14 protein-coding genes and 1 riboswitch are annotated in these 18,386 nt (G+C 70.3%); of the genes, 4 read left to right on the top strand and 10 right to left on the bottom strand.

Features of this window, described 5'->3' with window-relative positions; translation table 11 throughout:
* Positions 1-3: 3 nt before the first annotated feature.
* Both JJ691_RS47520 and dnaE read right to left on the bottom strand, forming a co-directional pair.
* Positions 4-1,218 carry a cytochrome P450 family protein gene (locus tag JJ691_RS47520; protein ID WP_211765944.1) on the bottom strand — a complete coding sequence of 405 codons (1,215 nt, stop codon included), beginning with the start codon at positions 1,216-1,218 and terminating at the stop codon, positions 4-6.
* Positions 1,219-1,349: 131 nt separating this feature from the next.
* The gene (dnaE, locus tag JJ691_RS47515; RefSeq protein ID WP_211765943.1) at positions 1,350-4,886 is read right to left on the bottom strand and encodes a DNA polymerase III subunit alpha; all 3,537 of its coding nucleotides are present in this window, start codon (positions 4,884-4,886) and stop codon (positions 1,350-1,352) included.
* 304 nt (positions 4,887-5,190) lie between these two features.
* Here dnaE and JJ691_RS53000 point away from each other — a divergent pair, with 304 nt between their 5' ends.
* Positions 5,191-5,313 (top strand): hypothetical protein, encoded by a 123-nt coding sequence (locus tag JJ691_RS53000; RefSeq protein WP_256449330.1) that lies wholly within the window; start codon positions 5,191-5,193, stop codon positions 5,311-5,313.
* The gene (locus JJ691_RS47510; RefSeq protein WP_211765942.1) at positions 5,300-6,175 is read left to right on the top strand and encodes a tetratricopeptide repeat protein; all 876 of its coding nucleotides are present in this window, start codon (positions 5,300-5,302) and stop codon (positions 6,173-6,175) included. Before JJ691_RS53000 ends, JJ691_RS47510 begins: the two co-directional genes overlap by 14 nt.
* On the opposite strand, the gene JJ691_RS47505 is transcribed toward JJ691_RS47510, so the two are convergent.
* Positions 6,141-7,799 carry a purine-cytosine permease family protein gene (locus JJ691_RS47505; RefSeq protein WP_211765941.1) on the bottom strand — a complete coding sequence of 553 codons (1,659 nt, stop codon included), beginning with the start codon at positions 7,797-7,799 and terminating at the stop codon, positions 6,141-6,143. The two genes, JJ691_RS47510 and JJ691_RS47505, sit on opposite strands and share 35 nt — an antisense overlap.
* Before the next feature lie 129 nt (positions 7,800-7,928).
* Here JJ691_RS47505 and JJ691_RS47500 point away from each other — a divergent pair, with 129 nt between their 5' ends.
* Positions 7,929-8,870 (top strand): AsnC family protein, encoded by a 942-nt coding sequence (locus tag JJ691_RS47500; protein WP_211765940.1) that lies wholly within the window; start codon positions 7,929-7,931, stop codon positions 8,868-8,870.
* A gap of 112 nt (positions 8,871-8,982) precedes the next feature.
* Here the strand turns inward: JJ691_RS47500 and JJ691_RS47495 are convergent, their stop codons facing one another.
* From JJ691_RS47495 to JJ691_RS47485, 3 genes are read right to left on the bottom strand one after another with little or no spacing between them, the layout of a single operon-like run.
* Positions 8,983-9,867 (bottom strand): RluA family pseudouridine synthase, encoded by an 885-nt coding sequence (locus JJ691_RS47495; protein ID WP_211772179.1) that lies wholly within the window; start codon positions 9,865-9,867, stop codon positions 8,983-8,985.
* 37 nt (positions 9,868-9,904) lie between these two features.
* The gene (gene lspA, locus JJ691_RS47490) at positions 9,905-10,477 is read right to left on the bottom strand and encodes a signal peptidase II (protein WP_211765939.1); all 573 of its coding nucleotides are present in this window, start codon (positions 10,475-10,477) and stop codon (positions 9,905-9,907) included.
* A 35-nt stretch (positions 10,478-10,512) separates the two neighbouring features.
* Positions 10,513-11,868, bottom strand: a complete 1,356-nt coding sequence (locus JJ691_RS47485) for an aminotransferase class V-fold PLP-dependent enzyme (RefSeq protein ID WP_211765938.1) — start codon at positions 11,866-11,868, stop codon at positions 10,513-10,515.
* Positions 11,869-11,904: 36 nt separating this feature from the next.
* A riboswitch (SAM riboswitch) is annotated at positions 11,905-12,019 on the bottom strand.
* Positions 12,020-12,195: 176 nt separating this feature from the next.
* On the opposite strand from JJ691_RS47485, the gene JJ691_RS47480 reads away from it, so the two are divergent.
* Entirely contained in the window at positions 12,196-12,471 is a 276-nt protein-coding gene (locus tag JJ691_RS47480) for a hypothetical protein (RefSeq protein ID WP_211765937.1), read from the top strand.
* A gap of 84 nt (positions 12,472-12,555) precedes the next feature.
* Here JJ691_RS47480 and JJ691_RS47475 read toward each other — a convergent pair whose 3' ends face one another.
* The 4 genes from JJ691_RS47475 to ileS form a co-directional block, all read right to left on the bottom strand.
* A complete protein-coding gene (locus JJ691_RS47475) occupies positions 12,556-14,040 on the bottom strand; it encodes a potassium/proton antiporter (protein WP_211765936.1) in 1,485 nt (494 codons plus the stop codon).
* A 107-nt stretch (positions 14,041-14,147) separates the two neighbouring features.
* Positions 14,148-14,402: a DUF167 domain-containing protein gene (locus tag JJ691_RS47470; protein ID WP_211765935.1), complete on the bottom strand. Its 255-nt coding sequence runs from the start codon at positions 14,400-14,402 to the stop codon at positions 14,148-14,150.
* The gene (locus JJ691_RS47465; protein WP_211765934.1) at positions 14,399-14,947 is read right to left on the bottom strand and encodes a TetR/AcrR family transcriptional regulator; all 549 of its coding nucleotides are present in this window, start codon (positions 14,945-14,947) and stop codon (positions 14,399-14,401) included. Before JJ691_RS47465 ends, JJ691_RS47470 begins: the two co-directional genes overlap by 4 nt.
* Before the next feature lie 142 nt (positions 14,948-15,089).
* Positions 15,090-18,206, bottom strand: coding sequence for an isoleucine--tRNA ligase (gene ileS, locus JJ691_RS47460; RefSeq protein ID WP_211765933.1), 3,117 nt, complete (start codon positions 18,204-18,206; stop codon positions 15,090-15,092).
* Positions 18,207-18,386: the final 180 nt, after the last annotated feature.

Here is an 18,386-nt window from a genome sequence, read left to right as displayed (position 1 = left end):
TAGCTACAGGACGACCGGCAGCTTCTCAAGTCCGTGGATGAGGATGCTGATCCGCCACTGGAGCTCGGCGGCCGACGCCGCGAGCTTCATGTCGGGGAAGGCCTTGAGCAGGCCGCGGAAGGCGATCTCGCCCTCCAGCCGGGCCAGCGGCGCGCCCAGGCAGTAGTGGATGCCGTGGCCGAAGGCCAGGTGCCCGCCCACCGGCCGGGTGATGTCGAGCTGGTCGGCGTGCTCGAAGTGGTTCTCGTCGCGGTTGGCCGAGCCCAGGCCGACCAGCACCATCGACTCGGCCGGGATGGTCACCTCGCCCAGCACCACCGGCTCGGTGGTGAACCGGAACGTGGACATATTGACCGGGCTGCGGAAGCGCAGGAACTCGTCGACCGCGCTGGCCATCAGCGACGGGTCGGCCTGGAGCAGGGCCAGCTGCTCCGGGTTGGTCAACAGGGCCAGCATGCCGTTGCCGATCAGGTTGACCGTGGTCTCGTGCCCGGCGACCAGCAGCAGGAACGCCATGGACACCAGTTCCTGCTCGCTGAACCGGTCGCTGTCCTCGCTGGTCTCGATCAGCGCCGACAGCAGGTCCTCGCCCGGGTTGGCCCGCTTGGCGGCGATCAGCTTGGCGAAGTAGCCGGCCATCCACTGGCCGGCCTGCTGGGTCTCCTCCGGACCCGAGCTGGCGATCAGCGTGTTGGAGGCGCGGCGGAACTGCTCGCGGTCCTCGTCGTCCACGCCCAGCAGCTCGCTGATCACGGTGATCGGCAGCGGGAAGGCGAACACGTCCAGCAGGTCGACCTCGTCACCGGCGGACAGCTTGCCCAGCAGCTCGGCGGTGATCTCCTCGATGCGCGGCCGCATCTGCTCGATGCGGCGGGCGGTGAAGGCCTTGGTCACCAGCCGGCGCAGCCGGGTGTGGTCCGGCGGGTCCATCGACAGCATGTGCGCGCTCAGGTCGGGAGCGAACTCCCGGGCCTCGGCGCCGGTGGTCTTGTTCTTGGCCATGGCCTCGCGCATACCGGCGCTGTTCTTCTGCACGGTCGGGTCGGCCAGCACCGCCTTGGCCTCCTCGTACCGGCTGACGATCCAGACCCGGAAGCCGTTGGGCGTGACGACCGCCCGGGCCGGGGTGTCGGCTCGTAACTCGGCCTGGAAGGACTGTGGGTCCTGGAAGAACTCCGGCGTGAACAACTCGGCGGGCGCCGTCTCGGTGCCTGTCATGGGGCTCTCCCCTCACGTGCCATGTAATCGGTGTTAACCAATGATAGGTTAACCCCGTTTACATCCAGTCTGCCCACGGGGTCCCCCGGGCGCATCCATTATCGATGAATGTGCCCGGGGTCACAGGCCCTTCAGCCCAGGCAACCCGGTCCCAACAGGGCCTTGAGGTCGCCCATCAGTGAGGGTGACGGCTCCACCCGCAGCGCGTCGTCCAGCCGCAGCATGGTGCCGCGCCGGCCGTTCATCAGGTTCAGGTGCACCTCGGTGGAGCCGGGGTGCGACTTGAGCACGTCCTTGAGCTGGGCCACCAGCGGCCGGGTGCACTTGGCCGCGTGCATGGTCAGCTTCACCGGCATGCCGCTGGCCGCCATCTCCAGGTCCGGCAGGGCCAGGTCGTTGGCGATCAGCGAGATCCGGTCGTCCCGCTTGGCGATGCGCGCCTTGACCAGCACGATCGCGTCCTCGGCCAGGCTCATGCCGACCACCGAGTACGTCTTCGGGAAGAACAGCACCTCGATGCCGCCGGCCAGGTCCTCCAGCTGGGCCGACGCCCACGAGTCGCCGGACTTGTTGATCCGCCGGGTCACCGACGCCAGGATGCCGCCCACGGTCACCTGGGCCCCGTCGGACAGGTTGCCTTCCAGGATGGTGGCGATCGCCGTGTCCGACTGGGCCTCCAGCACCCGCTCCACGCCGTTGAGCGGGTGGCCGGACACGTACAGGCCCAGCATCTCCCGCTCCAGGGTCAGCTGGTGCTTGGAGTCCCACTGCTCGTCGGGCACCTTCACGTCGAAGACGCCGCCGGCGTTGTCCTCGCCGTCGTCCCCGCCGCCGAACAGGTCGAACTGACCGACCGCCTCCGCCTTCTTGGTGTCCATGATCGCGTCGACGGCCTCGATGTGCACCATGTGCAGGCCCTTGCGCGGGTGGCCGAGCGAGTCGAACGCGCCGGCCTTGATCAGGGATTCGATGACCTTCTTGTTGCAGGCGTTGGCGTCCACCTTGCGCAGGTAGTCGGAGAAGTCGACAAACGCGCCCTTGGCGCCGCGGGCGGCCACGATCGAGTCGACCACGTTCGCGCCGACGTTGCGGATGGCGCCCAGGCCGAACCGGATGCTGTCGCCGACCGGCGCGAACTCGCGCATCGAGTCGTTGACGTCCGGCGGCAGCACGACGATGCCCATCTTGCGGCACTCGGCCAGGTAGATGGCGGCCTTGTCCTTGTCGTCGCCGACCGAGGTGAGCAGGCCGGCCATGTACTCGGCCGGGTAGTTGGCCTTGAGGTAGGCGGTCCAGTACGACACCAGGCCGTACGCGGCCGAGTGCGCCTTGTTGAAGGCGTAGTCGGCGAACGGGACCAGGATCTCCCACAGGGTCTTGACGGCGTCGGCCGGGTAGCCGTTGTCCAGCATGCCCTTCTCGAAGCCGGCGAACTCCTTGTCCAGGATCTCCTTCTTCTTCTTGCCCATCGCGCGGCGCAGCAGGTCGGCCTGTCCCAGCGTGTAGCCGGCCAGCTTCTGCGCGATGGCCATGACCTGCTCCTGGTACACGATCAGGCCGTAGGTGCCGCCGAGGATGTCCTCCAGCGCCTCGGCCAGCGCCGGGTGGATCGGCGTGATCTCCTGCTGCTTGTTCTTGCGCAGCGCGTAGTTCGTGTGCGACTTGGCGCCCATCGGGCCCGGCCGGTACAGCGCGCCGACGGCGGAGATGTCCTCGAAGTTGTCCGGGCGCATCAGGCGCAGCAGATCCCGCATGGGGCCGCCGTCCAGCTGGAACACGCCCAGCGTGTCGCCCCGGCCCAGCAGCTCGTAGGTCTTCTTGTCGTCCAGCGCCAGCTGGTCCAGGTCGGGCGGCGTCTTCCCGTTGAGCTTGATGTTCTTCATCGTGTCGTCGATGACGGTCAGGTTGCGCAGGCCCAGGAAGTCCATCTTGAGCAGGCCGAGCGTCTCGCAGGTCGGGTAGTCGAACTGCGTGATGATCGAGCCGTCCTGCGGCCGCTTCCACACCGGGATGTGGTCGGTCAGCGTCTCCGCGGACATGATCACCGCGCAGGCGTGCACGCCGGCGTTGCGGATCAGGCCCTCCAGGCCGCGACCGGTGTCGATGATCTCCTTGACCTGCGGGTCCTGCTCGTACAGGGCGCGGATCTCGGTGGCCTCGGCGTAGCGCTTGTGCTGCGGGTCGAACAGGCCGTTGAGCGGGATGTCCTTGGCCATCACGGCCGGCGGGTAGGCCTTGGAGATCCGGTCGGCCACCGCGTAGCCGGGCTGGCCGTAGAGCACGCGGGCCGAGTCCTTGATCGCCGCCTTGGCCTTGATGGTGCCGAAGGTGATCACCTGGGCGACCTTGTCCTCGCCCCACTTCTCGGTCACGTACCGGATGACGTCGCCGCGCCGGCGCTCGTCGAAGTCGATGTCGATGTCGGGGGGGCTGACCCGGTCCGGGTTGAGGAACCGCTCGAAGATCAGGCCGTGGGCCAGCGGGTCCAGGTCGGTGATGCCCATCGCGTAGGCGATCAGCGCGCCCGCGGCCGAGCCCCGGCCCGGGCCGACCCGGATGCCGTTGTTCTTGGCCCACATGATGAAGTCGGCGACCACCAGGAAGTAGGCCGGGAAGCCCATCTGCAGGATGACGCCGATCTCGAACTCCACCTGCTTGCGGTGGGTCTCGTCCACGCCGTTCGGGAAGCGCCGCTCCATGCCGGCCCAGACCTGCTGCTTGAAGTACTCGTCCTCGGTCATGCCCTCGGGGATCGGGAACCGCGGCATCAGGTTGTGGAACTCGAACATGCCGGTGGTGTCGACCTTCTCGGCCACCAGCAGGGTGTTGCGGCAGCCCTCCTGCCAGGGGTCCGAGGAGTCGATCGCGCGCATCTCGTCCGGCGACTTCAGGTAGTAGCCGGTGCCGTCGAACTTGAAGCGGGTCGGGTCCTGCAGCGTCTTGCCGGTCTGCACGCACAGCAGCACGCCGTGCGCGTCCCGGTCGGTGTCGTAGGTGTAGTGCGAGTCGTTGGTCACCACGAACGGCAGGTTCAGCTGCCGGGCCACCTTGACCAGCCCGTCACGGACCCGGCTCTCGATCTCGATGCCGTGGTCCATCAGCTCCACGAAGAAGTTGCCCTCGCCGTAGATGTCCTTCCAGTCGGAGGCCGCCTGCAGCGCCTCCTTCTCCTGGCCCAGCCGCAGCCGGGTCTGCACCTCGCCCGACGGGCAGCCCGTGGTGGCCATCAGCCCCTTGGTGTTCTGGGCGATCAGCTCGCGGTCCATCCGCGGCCACTTGCCCAGCTGGCCGTCGATCGAGGCGTAGCTGGAGGCCCGCATCAGGTTGTGCAGGCCCTCCTTGCTGGCCGCCCAGATCGTCTGGTGCGTGTAGGCGCCGCTGGCCGACACGTCGTCGTTCTTCTGGTGCGGCTCACCCCAGGTGACCCGCTTCTTCTCGTGTCGGGAGCCCGGCGCCATGTACGCCTCGATGCCGACGATCGGCTTGATCCCGGCGGCGGTGGCCTGCCTGAAGAAGTCGTAGGCCCCGTACATGTTGCCGTGATCGGTGATCGCGGCCGCCGGCATGCCCAACCGATCGCACTCGGTGAACATGTCCTTGAGCTTGGCGGCCCCGTCGAGCATCGAGTACTCGGTGTGCACGTGCAGGTGCACGAACGAGTCGGACATAGGTGACGGCCTCCCCTGGCATACAGCGACGAGCACCGCCCATCATGCCCCCCGCGCGCGGCGATCGGAAAACGCCATGCCGACCGCCCCGGCGAGGTCGGAAAAACCCTGCTGGCACAAACATGTTCGGCCACACCGGCGAACGCGCGGAACCAGGTCAGGAAGTTCACCCGGGCGAGCTTCCGCCATGTGACACAGAGTCACCTAGCCGAACGCCATGTGACAGAATCGGCGCCGGCTTTCCCGGGTCGTCTGGGGGCAGGCCCCCTTCCGCCGCGGGCGGCCCCGGGCGAGGCTGCGCGCCATGGACGAAGACCTGCTCTGGATCTTGGACGAGAAGGCCAACCACAACGAGGTCTCGCTCGACGAGCTGTGGGCCATGTCCGAGCCCCACAACCACAACCAGGTCGCCGGTGAGCGTCGCTGAGTTGCTGGCCACGGCCCGCAGCCGGTTCGACGAGGGGCGGGCGGTGGAGGCGGTGGAGCCGGCGCGACGGGCGTTGACGAAGGTGGAGCCGGAGTCGGCGCGGGCGGCGAACATCCACGTGGCGCTGAGCGCGATCCACGAGCGGCTGTCCCGGTACGACGAGGCGGAGCACCACGCCCGCCGGGCGGTGGAGCTGACGGATCTGCCGCCGCACGGGCGGTTGAGGGTGCACGCGCTGGCGAGCCTGGCGCTGATGGCCCGGATCAGGGGACGCCTGGAGGAAGCGGAAGGGCTCTACCTGGCGGCGCTGGCAATCGCGGAGGAGGACACTGCGAGCCTGTTGTGCGGCCTGGGCGTGGTGCACAAGTACGCGGGCCGCTACGACGACGCGGAGCGGGTCTACCGGGACGCGCTGGCGCTGATCGGCCCGGACGAGCCGGCGGCGGCGTCGGTGTGGCACAACCTGGGCGGCATCGAGCATTCCCGGGGCCGGCACGAGGACGGGGAGCCGCACGCGCGGAGGTCGGTGGAGCTGCGGCAGCGGACGCACGGCCCGGATCACCCGGCAGTGGCGGCGGACCGGGCGGCGCTGGCGTCGCTGCTGGTGGGCCAGCGCCGCTTCGACGAGGCGGAAGTGCTGTACCGGCAAGCGTTAGCGGTGTTCGAGCGGGTCTACCCGGCCGACCACTACGACGTGGCGGTCACGTGCAACGACCTCGGCACGCTGCTGGCCGCCCGCGGCGACGAGGCCGAGGCGCGCCGGTACTACCAGCGCGCCATCGACATCAAGCGGCGGATTCTCGGACCCGGTCACGCCGACACGGCGCTCACGGTGCGGAACCTTGCCGCACTGGGGAACTGAGCGGCACCAGCACCGGCCCGGTGGTCTGACACACCTGCCCACACGAGGATTCCAGCGTGCAGCACAGGGAACACACCGCCCCGCCGTGGTGCACGCAGTCGACGACGTCCGGCAGCTCGTACGGGTCCTCGCACACCACGCAGACGTGCGTCACGGTGAGGTCGGCGGCGCCGGATTCGGGGCCGGACACCAGGTTCGGCCGCGCGAGGTAGTAGCGGCCGCCGGTCAGCTTGGCCGTCACCGGCACGGCGACCATGGCCAGCGCGAGCGCGATGAACGGGCTCCAGGCGGCGGCGATCGGCCCGAACGCGCCGAAGTAGGCGACCACCGACACCACCGAGGCCAGCACCATCGAGCCGAAGCCGACCGGGTTCACGGCGTACAGGTAGGCCCGCTTGAACTCGACGTACGGCGGGCTCCAGCCCAGCGGCTTGCAGATCACCAGGTCGGCGACGACGGCCCCGATCCACGCGATGGCCACGTTGGAGTAGAAGCCGAGAATGTTGTTCAGGAAGGCGAAGGCCCCGAACTCCATCAACGCCAACGCGATGCCGCAGTTGACCAGCACGTACCAGGCCCGCCCGGGATGCCGGTGCAGCACCCGGGAGAAGAAGTTGGCGAACGACAGCGAGCCGGAGTAGGCGTTGGTGGTGTTGATCTTGATCTGGGAGACGACCACGAACAGCGCCGCCAGCGGCAGGGTCACGGCGCCCAGGGCCGGCCGCACGGCTTCCACGTAAGGGGCGATCGGCTCCAGGACGGCGGACTGTCCGATCGCCCCCAACGCGCAGAACGCCAGGAAAGCGCCGCCGAGCTGCTTCAGCGCCCCCAGCACCACCCAGCCGGGCCCGGCGGCGATCACGGCCGCCCACCAGGCCCGCCGGTTGGCCTCGGTCTTGGCCGGCATGAACCGCAGGTAGTCGGCCTGCTCGCCGATCTGCCCGATCAGCGACAGCGCCACGCCCGCGCCCAGCCCGACCCCGGTCAGCGACAGGCCGCCGCCGAACGACGTGAACTGGCCGAACTTCTCGGGATGCGTGGCCAGCACGACGACGAACGGCAGCACCAGCCCGGCGATCCACACCGGCTGGGTCCACACCTGCATCTTGGCCAGCGCCCGCATGCCGAACAGCACGAACGGCAGCACGATCAGCGTGGTCAGCAGGTAGCCGAGCGCCAGGGGTAAGCCGAAGGCCAGCTGGAAGGCCTGGGCCATGATCGACCCCTCCAGCGAGAAGAAGATCACCGTGAAGCTGGCGTAGATCAGCGAGGTCAGGGTCGACCCGAAGTAGCCGAAGCCGGCCCCTCGGGTCAGCAGGTCCATGTCCACGCCGTAGCGGGCGCAGGCGGTGGCGATCGGGATGCCGGTCAGGAAGATCACCACCGCCGCGATGCCGATGGCCAGCGCGGCCGACGAGAAGCCGTGCAGCATCACGATGCTGGCCCCGATGGCGAAGTCGGCGAGGTAGGCGATGCCGCCCAGCGCGGTGCTCGCCACCGCGAACGGGGACCAGCGGCGGAAGGCGTTGGCCGCGTAGCGCAGCGAGTAGTCCTCGCTGTCCTCGTTGGCCGCCAGCCAGGCGTAGCGGCGCTTGGGCCCGGTCTTCTCAGCGGTGACGGTCATGGCTGCGACGGTAGGAAGCGCCCTTTACGTCCACGTTCCGGCGCTGTTACCCCACCTGGGCAGGTGATCTTCGCGGTCCGGGCGCACCGGGACGGACGACGCGCCGGCCGACCGGGTAGCGTGCCAGGCGTGGCTGTGCCGGATCCTGTCGATTTCCGCCTGCTCTCGCTGATCGCCGAGCTGGGTCGGGCCGCTGTGCACGACGTCGCCGCGCGGCTGGGCATGGACCCGCGGGAGGCGGCGGCGCGGCTCGTCGCGCTGTCCGCGCAGGGCATGCCGCTGCTGGTCGGCGTGGAGTGCGACCCCAACGGGATCCGGGCCGCGCTGGCCGCCGCGAGCCGGCCGCAGCAGCAGTGGCCCGCGTACCCGCAGCAGCAACAGCAGCCGCAGTACGCCGCGCCGCAGCAGCAGATGCCGCCCCAGTACCAGCAGCAGCACCCCCAGCCGCAGTACGCTCCGCCGCCCCAGTACGCCGCGCCGCCGCAGAGCGTGCCGTTCCCGGTGCAGCAACCAGTGCAGCCGCCGCCGGTTTCCCCGCAAGCCCAGGCGCAGCCCCAACCTCAGGCCGCCGGCGGCACGTGGGGTCCGCCGCAGACGGCCGCGTGGGCCCGTGGCGACCAGCAGACGGTCAAGGCCGAGCCGGTGCCGCCGCCCAAGCTCACCGTCGGCTCCACGCAGCAGACCGTGGGCCTGGAGGGCGAGCAGCTGTCCATCCAGCTGGTCGAGGTCGTCGACCCGGCCGACTTCCTGTTCACCGCGGCCGGCTACCGGCTCCAGGAGGGCGAGCGGGCGGTGGTCGTGCACACGGAGCTGACCAACCGCGGCACGGTGCCGTTCTCCTCGCTGCCCGACCTGTACCTGCTGCTGGTGGCCACCGACGGCCAGACCGTCTCCAAGGCCCCGGTGTCGCTGTCCTCCCGGCCGCCGCACCGCATCGGCGTGCAGCCGGGCGAGACCGCCGGCGGGCACACCGTCTACGTGCTGCCGGACTCCACGGAGCTCACCTCGGTGCGCTGGAGCCCGCGCCCCGACGACCCCCAGCACTCCCTCACCTGGGAGATCGAGGCCTAGCCTCCTGACTCCCACCCCCGTTTTCCGCCACATGTGGTCCACATGTGGCGCTGGACGTCGAATGTGCGCCACATGTGGCGAAAAAGCGGGGGCAGCTGTCGGCGCGGGGGTGTCAGCTCTCGGCGCGGATACGCTCCAGGGCGATGCGCAGGTCGTCCGGGTACTGGCTCTCGAACGTCACCCACTCGCCGTCGGCCGGGTGGTGGAACGACAGCGTCTTGGCCTGCAGCCACTGCCGGGTCAGGTCGAGGCGCTTGGCCAGCACCGGGTCCGCCCCGTAGGTCAGGTCGCCGACGCACGGGTGGCGCAGCGCGGAGAAGTGCACACGGATCTGGTGGGTGCGGCCCGTCTCCAGGTGCACCTCCAGCAGCGACGCGGCCCGGAACGCCTCCAGCATCTCGTAGTGCGTGACGCTGGGGCGGCCGCCGGCGACGACGGCCCACTTGTAGTCGTGCTTGGGGTGTCGGTCGATCGGCGCGTCGATGGTGCCGCGCGTCGGATCGGGGTGCCCCTGCACGAGAGCGTGGTAGACCTTGTCCACGGTGCGTTCCTTGAACGCCCGCTTCAGCACGGTGTAGGCGTGCTCGCTCTTGGCCACGACCATCACGCCGGTGGTGCCGGCGTCCAGCCGGTGCACGACGCCCTGCCGCTCGGCCGCGCCCGAGGTGGAGATCCGGATGCCGGCGGCGGCCAGGCCGCCGACCACGGTCGGGCCGGTCCAGCCGGGACTGGGGTGCACGGCCACGCCGACCGGCTTGTCCACCACCACGACGTCGTCGTCCTCGTGCAGGATGACCAGTCCCTCGACCGGCACGGCCTGCACGGTGACCGGCTGCGCGGGCGCCGGCAGCGTCACCTCCAGCCACGACCCGGCGATGAGCCGGTCGGACTTGCCGACGGCGCGGCCGTCGACGACCACGTCGCCGGAGTCGGCGAGGGTGGCGACGGTGGTGCGGGACAGGCCGAGCAGCTTGGACAGGCCGGCGTCCACGCGCATGCCGTCGAGGCCGTCGGGCACGGGCAGCTCGCGCAGGTCACTCACTGGTCTTGGCCTCCCGCGTCGAGCGGCCGTCGTAGTCCCGGCCGAGGATCGCCATCAGCACGATCAGCGCACCGCCCACGCAGATCGCCGAGTCGGCGAAGTTGAACACCGGGAAGTACTGGGCGTTCGGCCCGAACACGGAGATGAAGTCGACGACGTGGCCCTGCAGCGCGCCGGGGGCCCGGAAGATCCGGTCCAGCAGGTTGCCGAGGGCGCCGCCGAACACGAAGCCGAGCCCGACGGCCCAGCCCCGCGAGCGCAGCCGCGGCGCCACCCAGATGATCGCGGCCAGCACGCCGACGCAGATCACGCTGAACACCCAGGTCATGCCGGTGACCCCGAGCGAGAACGCGGCGTACGGGTTGCGGATCACGTCCAGGTAGACCAGGCCGCCGGCCAGCGAGACCGGCGGCTTGCCCTCCAGGTTGGCCACGACCAGGGCCTTGGTGACGATGTCCAGCGCCAGCGCCACGACGGCGGCCGTCACCAGCAGGCCGATCCGGCGGGGCAGCAGCCGCTGCGCCGCGACCGGTTCGGTGTTGGGCTCGGTGCTCACACCACCCATTGTCCCTCAGGCCCGGACCGGCTCAAACTCGCACCTCAGGCGGCGACGAAGGGCGGCAGCGGGCGGTTGTCGTCCGCGGGCACCCAGCGGCCGTCCTCCTGCACGTATGTCCACTTCGGTCCCTCGGTGACCAGCCGGCGCAGCGCCCCGACGAGGCGGTCCACGTGCTCGGTGGTGCTGCCGAGACCGAGGCTCGCGCGCAGCGCCCGCTGCTCGGTGGCGTCCACGCGGTCCAGCAGCCGACGAGTGGCCACGTGCGCGCAGAACGCGCCGTCACGCACGCCGATGCCGTACTCGGCGGACAGCGCGGCGGCGATCAGGCCGGCCTCGTGGCCGTGGATGGTGAAGCTGACGACGCCGACCCGGTCCTGATTGCCGTGGAAGATGCTCAGCTCGTGCAGGCCCGGGATGGTGCGCAGGCCCTCGCGCAGGCGGATCAGCAGCGCCTGCTCATGGGCCACGATGCGGTCCCAGCCGTGGCGGGTGATCGTGTCGCACGCGGCGGCGAGGGCGTGCACGCCGACCACGTTGGGGGAGCCGGCCTCGTGCCGCTCCGGCACCGCCGACCACGACACGCCGAGGTGGTCGCCCCAGTCCACAACGTTCTTGGTGGCGCCGCCGCCGACCAGGTACGGCTCGGCCGCCGCCAGCCAGTCGGCGCGGCCGATGAGCGCGCCGGAGCCGTAGGGGGCGTAGAGCTTGTGGCCGGACAGCACCACGTAGTCCACGTCCAGGGCCTTGATGTCTACGGGCCGGTGCGGCGCCAGCTGCGCGGCGTCCAGCACGACGCGCGCCCCGAAGCGGCGGGCCACCGCCGCCAGCTCGGCCACCGGCCACAGCTCACCCGTCACGTTGGACGCGCCGGTGACGACCACCAGCCGCGGGCCCTCCGGGCACAGCTTCAGCGCCGCCTCCAGCGCCGGCACCGCCGCGGCCGGCGACTCCGGCGTCTGCACGCGACGGACGTTCGGGCCGCGCCACGGCAGCAGCGCCGCGTGGTGCTCGGTGTCGAACAGCACCACGGAAGTGCGGCGCGGCAACGACTTCGCCAGCAGGTTGAGCGAGTCGGTGGTGTTGCGGGTGAACACGACCGTGTCCGTGGAGCGCGCCCCCACGAAGCGGCGCAACGTGTCCCGGGCCTGCTCGTAGACCTTTGTGGACACCTGCGAGGCGAAACCCGCGCCACGGTGCACACTCGCGTACCAGGGCAGCAGTTCGTCGACGGCGTCGCGGACCTGCTCCAGACACGGCGCGCTGGCCGCGTGGTCGAGGTTGGCGTACTGCACGCGCTCGCCGGTCACCAGCGGCACCTGGAGCCGGGAGCCGACCACGGCCGGCACGGTGGGGATGTCGGCGGATTCGCTGCGGGCCGGCGGGATCGCGATGGTCACAGGGGTGCTCCTCGGGTCAGGGACCCGCCTGGAGTGGGTCCGCGCTTGCCCGGTCGCCTGGTGCGACGGGCCTGGTCCTCACCCGGGGCACCCCACCGCGGAGGAGGGTTGCCGGCCAGCTAGCCGGGGCTTGACGCTGGCACTCATGACCTAACGGGATTCACCGTAACCGACGGTGTGCGGTCCGGTCGAGGGTCCTTCCACATCGTGAGAGGGCTCACTAACGAGTGATTTCGTTCCCGGAGGGGTGACGGGCCGGTCTTTTTCCGGCCGTGCCGGCGCAGACTCGGCGGCGCACCACGTGTGGCCGTCCGCTGGGAGGTAGTCATGTTCCGCGAGCTCGACGACGAGCTCAACCGGCATCTGTCGATGCTGGCCGACCTCGCCCGCGACCCCGACGACAGCCTGGTCAGCAGCGTCACCCGCAGCCAGCTCCCGCGCGTCGTCGACGCCGTGGCCACCCTGCTCGGCGAGCACTCCCCCGACGCCGCCGGCCGCTGCGGCACCTGCCGCCCCGACCACTGGTGGCAGCCCCGCCCCACCTTCCCCTGCCCGGCCTACCTGGCCGTGCACCGCGCCCTGTTCGCCGGCACCCTCTCCTGAACCCCCGCGAGTCCCGCTCTGGGGCAACTGAATGTCGAGTTTCGAACTCGACATTCAGTTGTCTGAGCGCGGGACTCGCGGGAATCAGTCGGTGCCCGACTCGCCCTTCCACTTGGCGAAGCGGCCGGCGCGGTCCACGGCCCGGATGCGGCGCTCGGTAGCGTCCCGGGCGGTCTCGGTGGCGACCACCAGCAGCTGGTCCTCCTCCTGGAGCCGGGTGGTGGGCGTGGGCGTGAAGCCGGCGTCGTCGCGGACGATGAGGCTGATCGACGCGCCGGTGGGCAGGCGCAGCTCGGAGAGGTAGACGCCGTGCAGCTTGGACCCGGTCTGCACCTTCACCTGGATCAGCTCGGCCCCCAGGGTGTCCAGCGGGGCGGAGTCGACCTCGATCTCCTGGGCGTCGGTGGAGCCCTTGACCAGGCCCAGCCAGCGGGCGATCAGGGGCAGCGTCCCGCCCTGCACGAGGGTCAGCACGACGACGAGCACGAAGACGACGTCGACCAGGTGTTGCGCGCCGGGAACGCCGTTGGTCAGGGGAATCAGGGCGAGCACGATGGGCACCGCGCCGCGAAGTCCGGACCAGGACAGGAAGACCTGCTCCCGCCACTTCACCCGGAACGGCGTCACGGACAGGAACACCGACAGCGGCCGGGCCAGCAGGAGCAGCACGGCGCCGGCGACCAGGGCCGGAACCAGGGCGCTGAGCAGCCGTTGGGGCGAGGCGAACAGTCCCAGTAAGACGAACAGCCCGATCTGGGCCAGCCAGCCCAGGCCCTCGGCGAAGGACAGGGTGTCGGATCGGTGTGGCAGCCGGGAATTGCCCAGCACCAGGCCGGTCACGTAGGTGGCGAGCAGGCCCGAGGCGTGCAGGATGTCGCCGGCGGCGTAGGCCAGCACGCACATGGCGACCGTGGCCACCGGATACAGACCGGTGGCCGGCAGCGCGGCCCGCCGCAGGCCCATGGCGCCGAGCCAGCCGACGATCGCGCCGACGGCGGCGCCGGCGCCCAGCTCGTAGACGACCAGCAGCGGCGTGGTCCAGCCCACCGGGTCGGCGGCCACGAGCAGGACAACGGCGATGAACACGGGCGCGTCGTTGAGGCCGGATTCCAGTTCCAACGCGCCGACGAGCCGCTTGCTGACGCCGACTCCGCGCAGCACGCTGAACACGGCGGCGGCGTCGGTCGAGGACAGCACCGCGCCCCACAGCAGGGCGGTCCGCCAATCCAGGCCCAGCAGCAGGTGCAGTGCCTCGCCGGTGACGGCGATGCTGACCAGCACGGCCACAGTGGACAGTGTGATTCCCAGTCCCAGCGACCTTTTCACGTTCGACCACCGCGTGGTCAGCCCGCCCTCGGCCAGAATGAGGACCAGCGCCGCGATGCCGAGCGACTGGGTGAGCTCGGCGTTGTCGAACCGGATGCCGAAACCGCCCTCGCCGATCAGCAGGCCGATGCCGAGATAGAGCAGCAGTGAGGGCAGGCCGAGACGAACGGAGAGACGGACAGCGACCACGGAGAGCAACAGCACCAGCGCGCCAATACCAAGCGCAGTCGATAGATTGGCCATCCCACCTCCCGGATGTCACCTGTCCGCATGAACATTGTGCGTGACGATCACGGAAATGTACTAATCGACCACTTTGGATGTCCATAATGGACAGTGTGAACCCAGTGCTACACTAGAAGTTCGCGCAACCGCTCGAAAGCGTCCGGCAGTTCCACGATCTTGTCGCGACTGCGCTCCCCGGACACGATCACCACATCCTGCCGGCGGATGCCGAATGCGCCGGCCAGAGCCTTGCGCACAGCCTCGTTGGCCTTGCCTTCCACCGCCGGCGCGGCGACGGCCACCACCAGCGCCCCGTCACCCCACACACCGCCGACGGAGTCCCGGCGTGCGCCCGGTTTTACGCGTACAGCGAACCTCATTGGGCAATCATGAGCCGAAAGGCGCTGCGCGCGTACGCCACCGGATCGCCGATCGTCACGCCGCGGCGGTCGACCTGCACATGACCGAGCAGGAAGGTGTGCATCTGCAGGGCCCGCACCCGGGCGGTGTCCTCGTCGAAGCCCATCAACACCAGCCGGGAGGCCAGCAGTTCCAGCCGGCCCTCGCTCAGCCGCCGCATCGCCGCCGCCACCTGCGGGTCGTCGGTCGCGGCGATCATGGCGAACTCGACGTCGTTCTCCGGGCGGTCCACGATCACCCGGCTGAAGATCAGCCACAGCTGCTCGTCCGGCGGCCGCTCGACCGCCGCGAACGCTGCCATGCCGGTGGCGATGTCACCGGTCCAGCGGTCCAGCGCGGCCTGCAGCAACGCCTCGCGACTGGGGAAATGCCAGTAGGCGCTGCCCTTGGTCGCCCCCAGCCGCTGCGCGAGCGGCTCCACGGCCAACGCCCCCACGCCGCGCTCGGCGATCATCTCGAGGGCGGCGGCGACCCAATCATCCTTCGTCCGGCGCTTCCCGGCCACGGTTCCATACGCTACCGTATGGAATTGTTCCGTACGGCAGCGTATGGAGCAGGGTGAGGGAAACGTGCTGGGCCCAGGCAACGAGGCACTGTGCCGTGGCGACCCCGGTGCCATGGGGGTGACCGGGGTCGCCACCCTCACCTCAGGCCTTGGCCACCAGCACGGTGACCTCGCCGCCGTCGCCGACGGCCCCACTCACACCGTTGTCCACCGGCCCGTAGGCCACCGCGTCGGCCAGGGTCTCCGCGGCCAGGAACGCCTCGTGCACCCGCACCGCGGCGGCCACGTCCTCGGCCGCCGACACGGTCAGCGTGATCCGGTCCGACACGTCCAGGCCGGCGTCGCGCCGGGCCTGCTGCACCACGCGGACCACGTCCCGGGCCACGCCCTCGGCCGCCAGCTCGTCGGTGACGGCCGTGTCCAGCACGACCAAGCCGGCCCCGCCGGGCAGCGCCGCGGTCGCGGCCGGGTCGGTGGCCACCAGCCGCTGCTCGTACTCACCGGGCAGCAGGTCGATGCCGGCCGCGGACACCGAGCCGTCCTCGGCGGTGGTCCACTCGCCCGCCTTCACGGCCTTGATCACCTTCTGCACGGCCGCGCCCAGCCGCGGCCCGCAGGCTCGGGCGTTCACGGTCAGCTGGAACTGCCCGTGGGCCGCCACGTCGGTGGTCAGCTCGACCGCCTTCACGTTGACCTCGTCGCCGATCAGGCCGACGAACGGCCGCAGCGCCTCGGCGTCCGGCGTGGCCACCACCAGCTTGGCCAGCGGCAGCCGCACCCGCAGCTTGTTGGCCTTGCGCAGGGACAACGCCGCCGAGCAGACCTGCCGCACCTCGTCCATCGCCGACACCAGCGCCGCGTCGGCCGGCACCTCGTCGGGCTTGGGGAAGTCGGCCAGGTGCACCGACCGACCGCCGGTCAGGCCGCGCCACACCGACTCCGTGGTCAGCGGCAGCAGCGGGGCCGCCACCCGGCTCACCAGCTCCAGCACGGTGTGCAGGGTGTCGACGGCGTCCTGCTCGCCGGCCCAGAACCGGTCCCGGGAGCGCCGCACATACCAGTTGGTCAGGACCTCCAGGAAGTCCCGCACCGCGAAGCACGCGCCGGCCAGGTCGTAGTTGTCCAGCGCGCCGGTCACCTCGACCACCAGGTCGTGGGTCTTGGCCAGCACGTACCGGTCGAGCACGTGCTCGCTGTCCACCCGCCACGTGCCCTGCGTGCCGGCCGCGTTGGCGTACAGCGCGAGGAAGTACCACGAGTTCCACAGCGGCAGCACGGCCTGGCGCACCGAGTCGCGGATGCCCCGCTCGGTGACGACCAGGTTGCCGCCGCGCAGGATCGGGCTGGACATCAGGAACCAGCGCATGGCGTCCGAGCCGTCGCGCTCGAACACCTCGTTGACGTCCGGGTAGTTGTTCAGCGACTTGGACATCTTCTGGCCGTCGTCGCCGAGCACGATGCCGTGCGCGATGCAGTTGCGGAACGCCGGCCGGTCGAACAGGGCCGTGGCCAGCACGTGCATGTTGTAGAACCAGCCGCGGGTCTGCGCGCTGTACTCGACGATGAAGTCGCCGGGGTAGTGGTGCTCGAACCAGTCGGTGTTCTCGAACGGGTAGTGCACCTGGGCGAACGGCATCGAGCCGGACTCGAACCAGCAGTCCAGCACCTCGGGCACCCGGCGCATGGTCGACTTGCCGGTCGGGTCGTCCGGGTTGGGCCGGGTCAGCTCGTCGATGGTCGGCCGGTGCAGGTCCGCCGGCCGCACGCCGAAGTCCCGCGCCAGCTCGTCCAGCGAGCCGTAGACGTCGGTGCGCGGGTAGGCCGGGTCGTCGGACATCCACACCGGGATCGGCGAGCCCCAGAACCGGTTGCGGGAGATGTTCCAGTCCCGGGCGTTGGCCAGCCACTTGCCCATCTGGCCGTCCCGCACGTGGTCGGGCACCCAGTTGATCTCCTGGTTGAGCTCGACCATGCGGTCCCGGAACTTGGTCACCGCGACGAACCAGGAGGACACCGCCCGCTGGATCAGCGGCGTGTCGCAGCGCCAGCAGTGCGGGTAGGAGTGGTCGTAGGTCTCGTGCCGCAGCAGCACGCCCCGCTCGCGCAGGTCCTTGATGATCGGCTTGTTGGCCTCGAACACCTGGAGTTCGGCGTACGGCGGGATTTCGGCGGTGAACCGGCCGCGGGCGTCCACCGGCACGACGGGCTCGATGTCCGCGGCGTCGGTGACGACCTTGTCCTCCTCACCGAAGGCCGGCGCGATGTGCACCAGGCCGGTGCCGTCCTCGGTGGTGACGTAGTCGGCGGCCAGGATCTGGTGCGCGTTCGGGCGGCCGGCGAAGAAGTCGAACACCGGCGTGTAGCGGCGGCCCAGCAGGTCCGTGCCCTTGAACCGGGCCAGCACCGTCGGCTCCTCGCCCAGTTCGCGGGCGTAGGCGCGGACGCGGGCCTCGGCCAGCACGTACTTCTCGCCGTTGGCCTCGACCGTCACGTAGTCGACGTCCGGGTGCACGGCGATGGCCAGGTTGGACGGCAGCGTCCACGGCGTGGTGGTCCAGATCAGGGCCAGCTCACCGGATTCGAGCCGCATGCCGACCGTGACCGCCGGGTCCTGCCGGTCGCGGTAGGTGTCGTCCATGCGGGTCTCGGAGTTGGACAGCGGCGTCTCGCAGCGCCAGCAGTACCAGAGGACGCGGAAGCCCTCGTAGACCAGACCCTTGTCCCACAGGGTCTTGAAGGCCCACATGACGCTTTCCATGTAGTCCAGGTCGAGCGTCTTGTAGTCGTTGTCGAAGTCCACCCAGCGGGCCTGCCGGGTCACGTAGTCGCGCCACTCGGAGGTGTAGCGCAGCACCGAGGTGCGGCAGGCCTCGTTGAACTTGTCCACGCCGAGCGCCTCGATCTCCGCCTTGGAGGAGATGCCCAGCTCCTTCTCGGCCCGGACCTCGGCCGGCAGGCCGTGGCAGTCCCAGCCGAAGCGCCGCTCCACGTGGTGGCCGCGCATCGCCTGGTAGCGCGGGACGACGTCCTTGGCGTAGCCGGTCAGCAGGTGGCCGTAGTGCGGCAGGCCGTTGGCGAAGGGCGGGCCGTCGTAGAAGACGAACTCGTTGGCGCCGTTCTCACCGGCCGGGCGGTTGTCCACGCTGGCCTGGAAGGTGCGGTCCCGACCCCAGTAGTCCAGGACCGCGGTCTCCAGCTTGGGGAACGACGGCTGCGCCGGCACGCCGCCGTCGGTGAAGGATTCGAGTGGGTAGGCCATCGGTGCTGCTCCTCGCGGTCCCGTCGTCCGTCGTTCGTGACGGGGACGACGCACCTGGCCAGGCGCACCGCGGTACCACCCCGATTGCCGCCAGCGAGGTGGCGGCCACTCGTTTGCGGGCTGTGACGGGCCCACCCGTCCGGTTCTACTGGGGCCTCGCGGCCTGTTCTTCCGGAGACT

The sequence above is a fragment of the Kutzneria sp. CA-103260 genome (genome assembly GCF_018263855.1).
Taxonomy (GTDB): domain Bacteria; phylum Actinomycetota; class Actinomycetes; order Mycobacteriales; family Pseudonocardiaceae; genus Kutzneria.
This window is presented reverse-complemented; position numbering and strand designations above follow the sequence as displayed.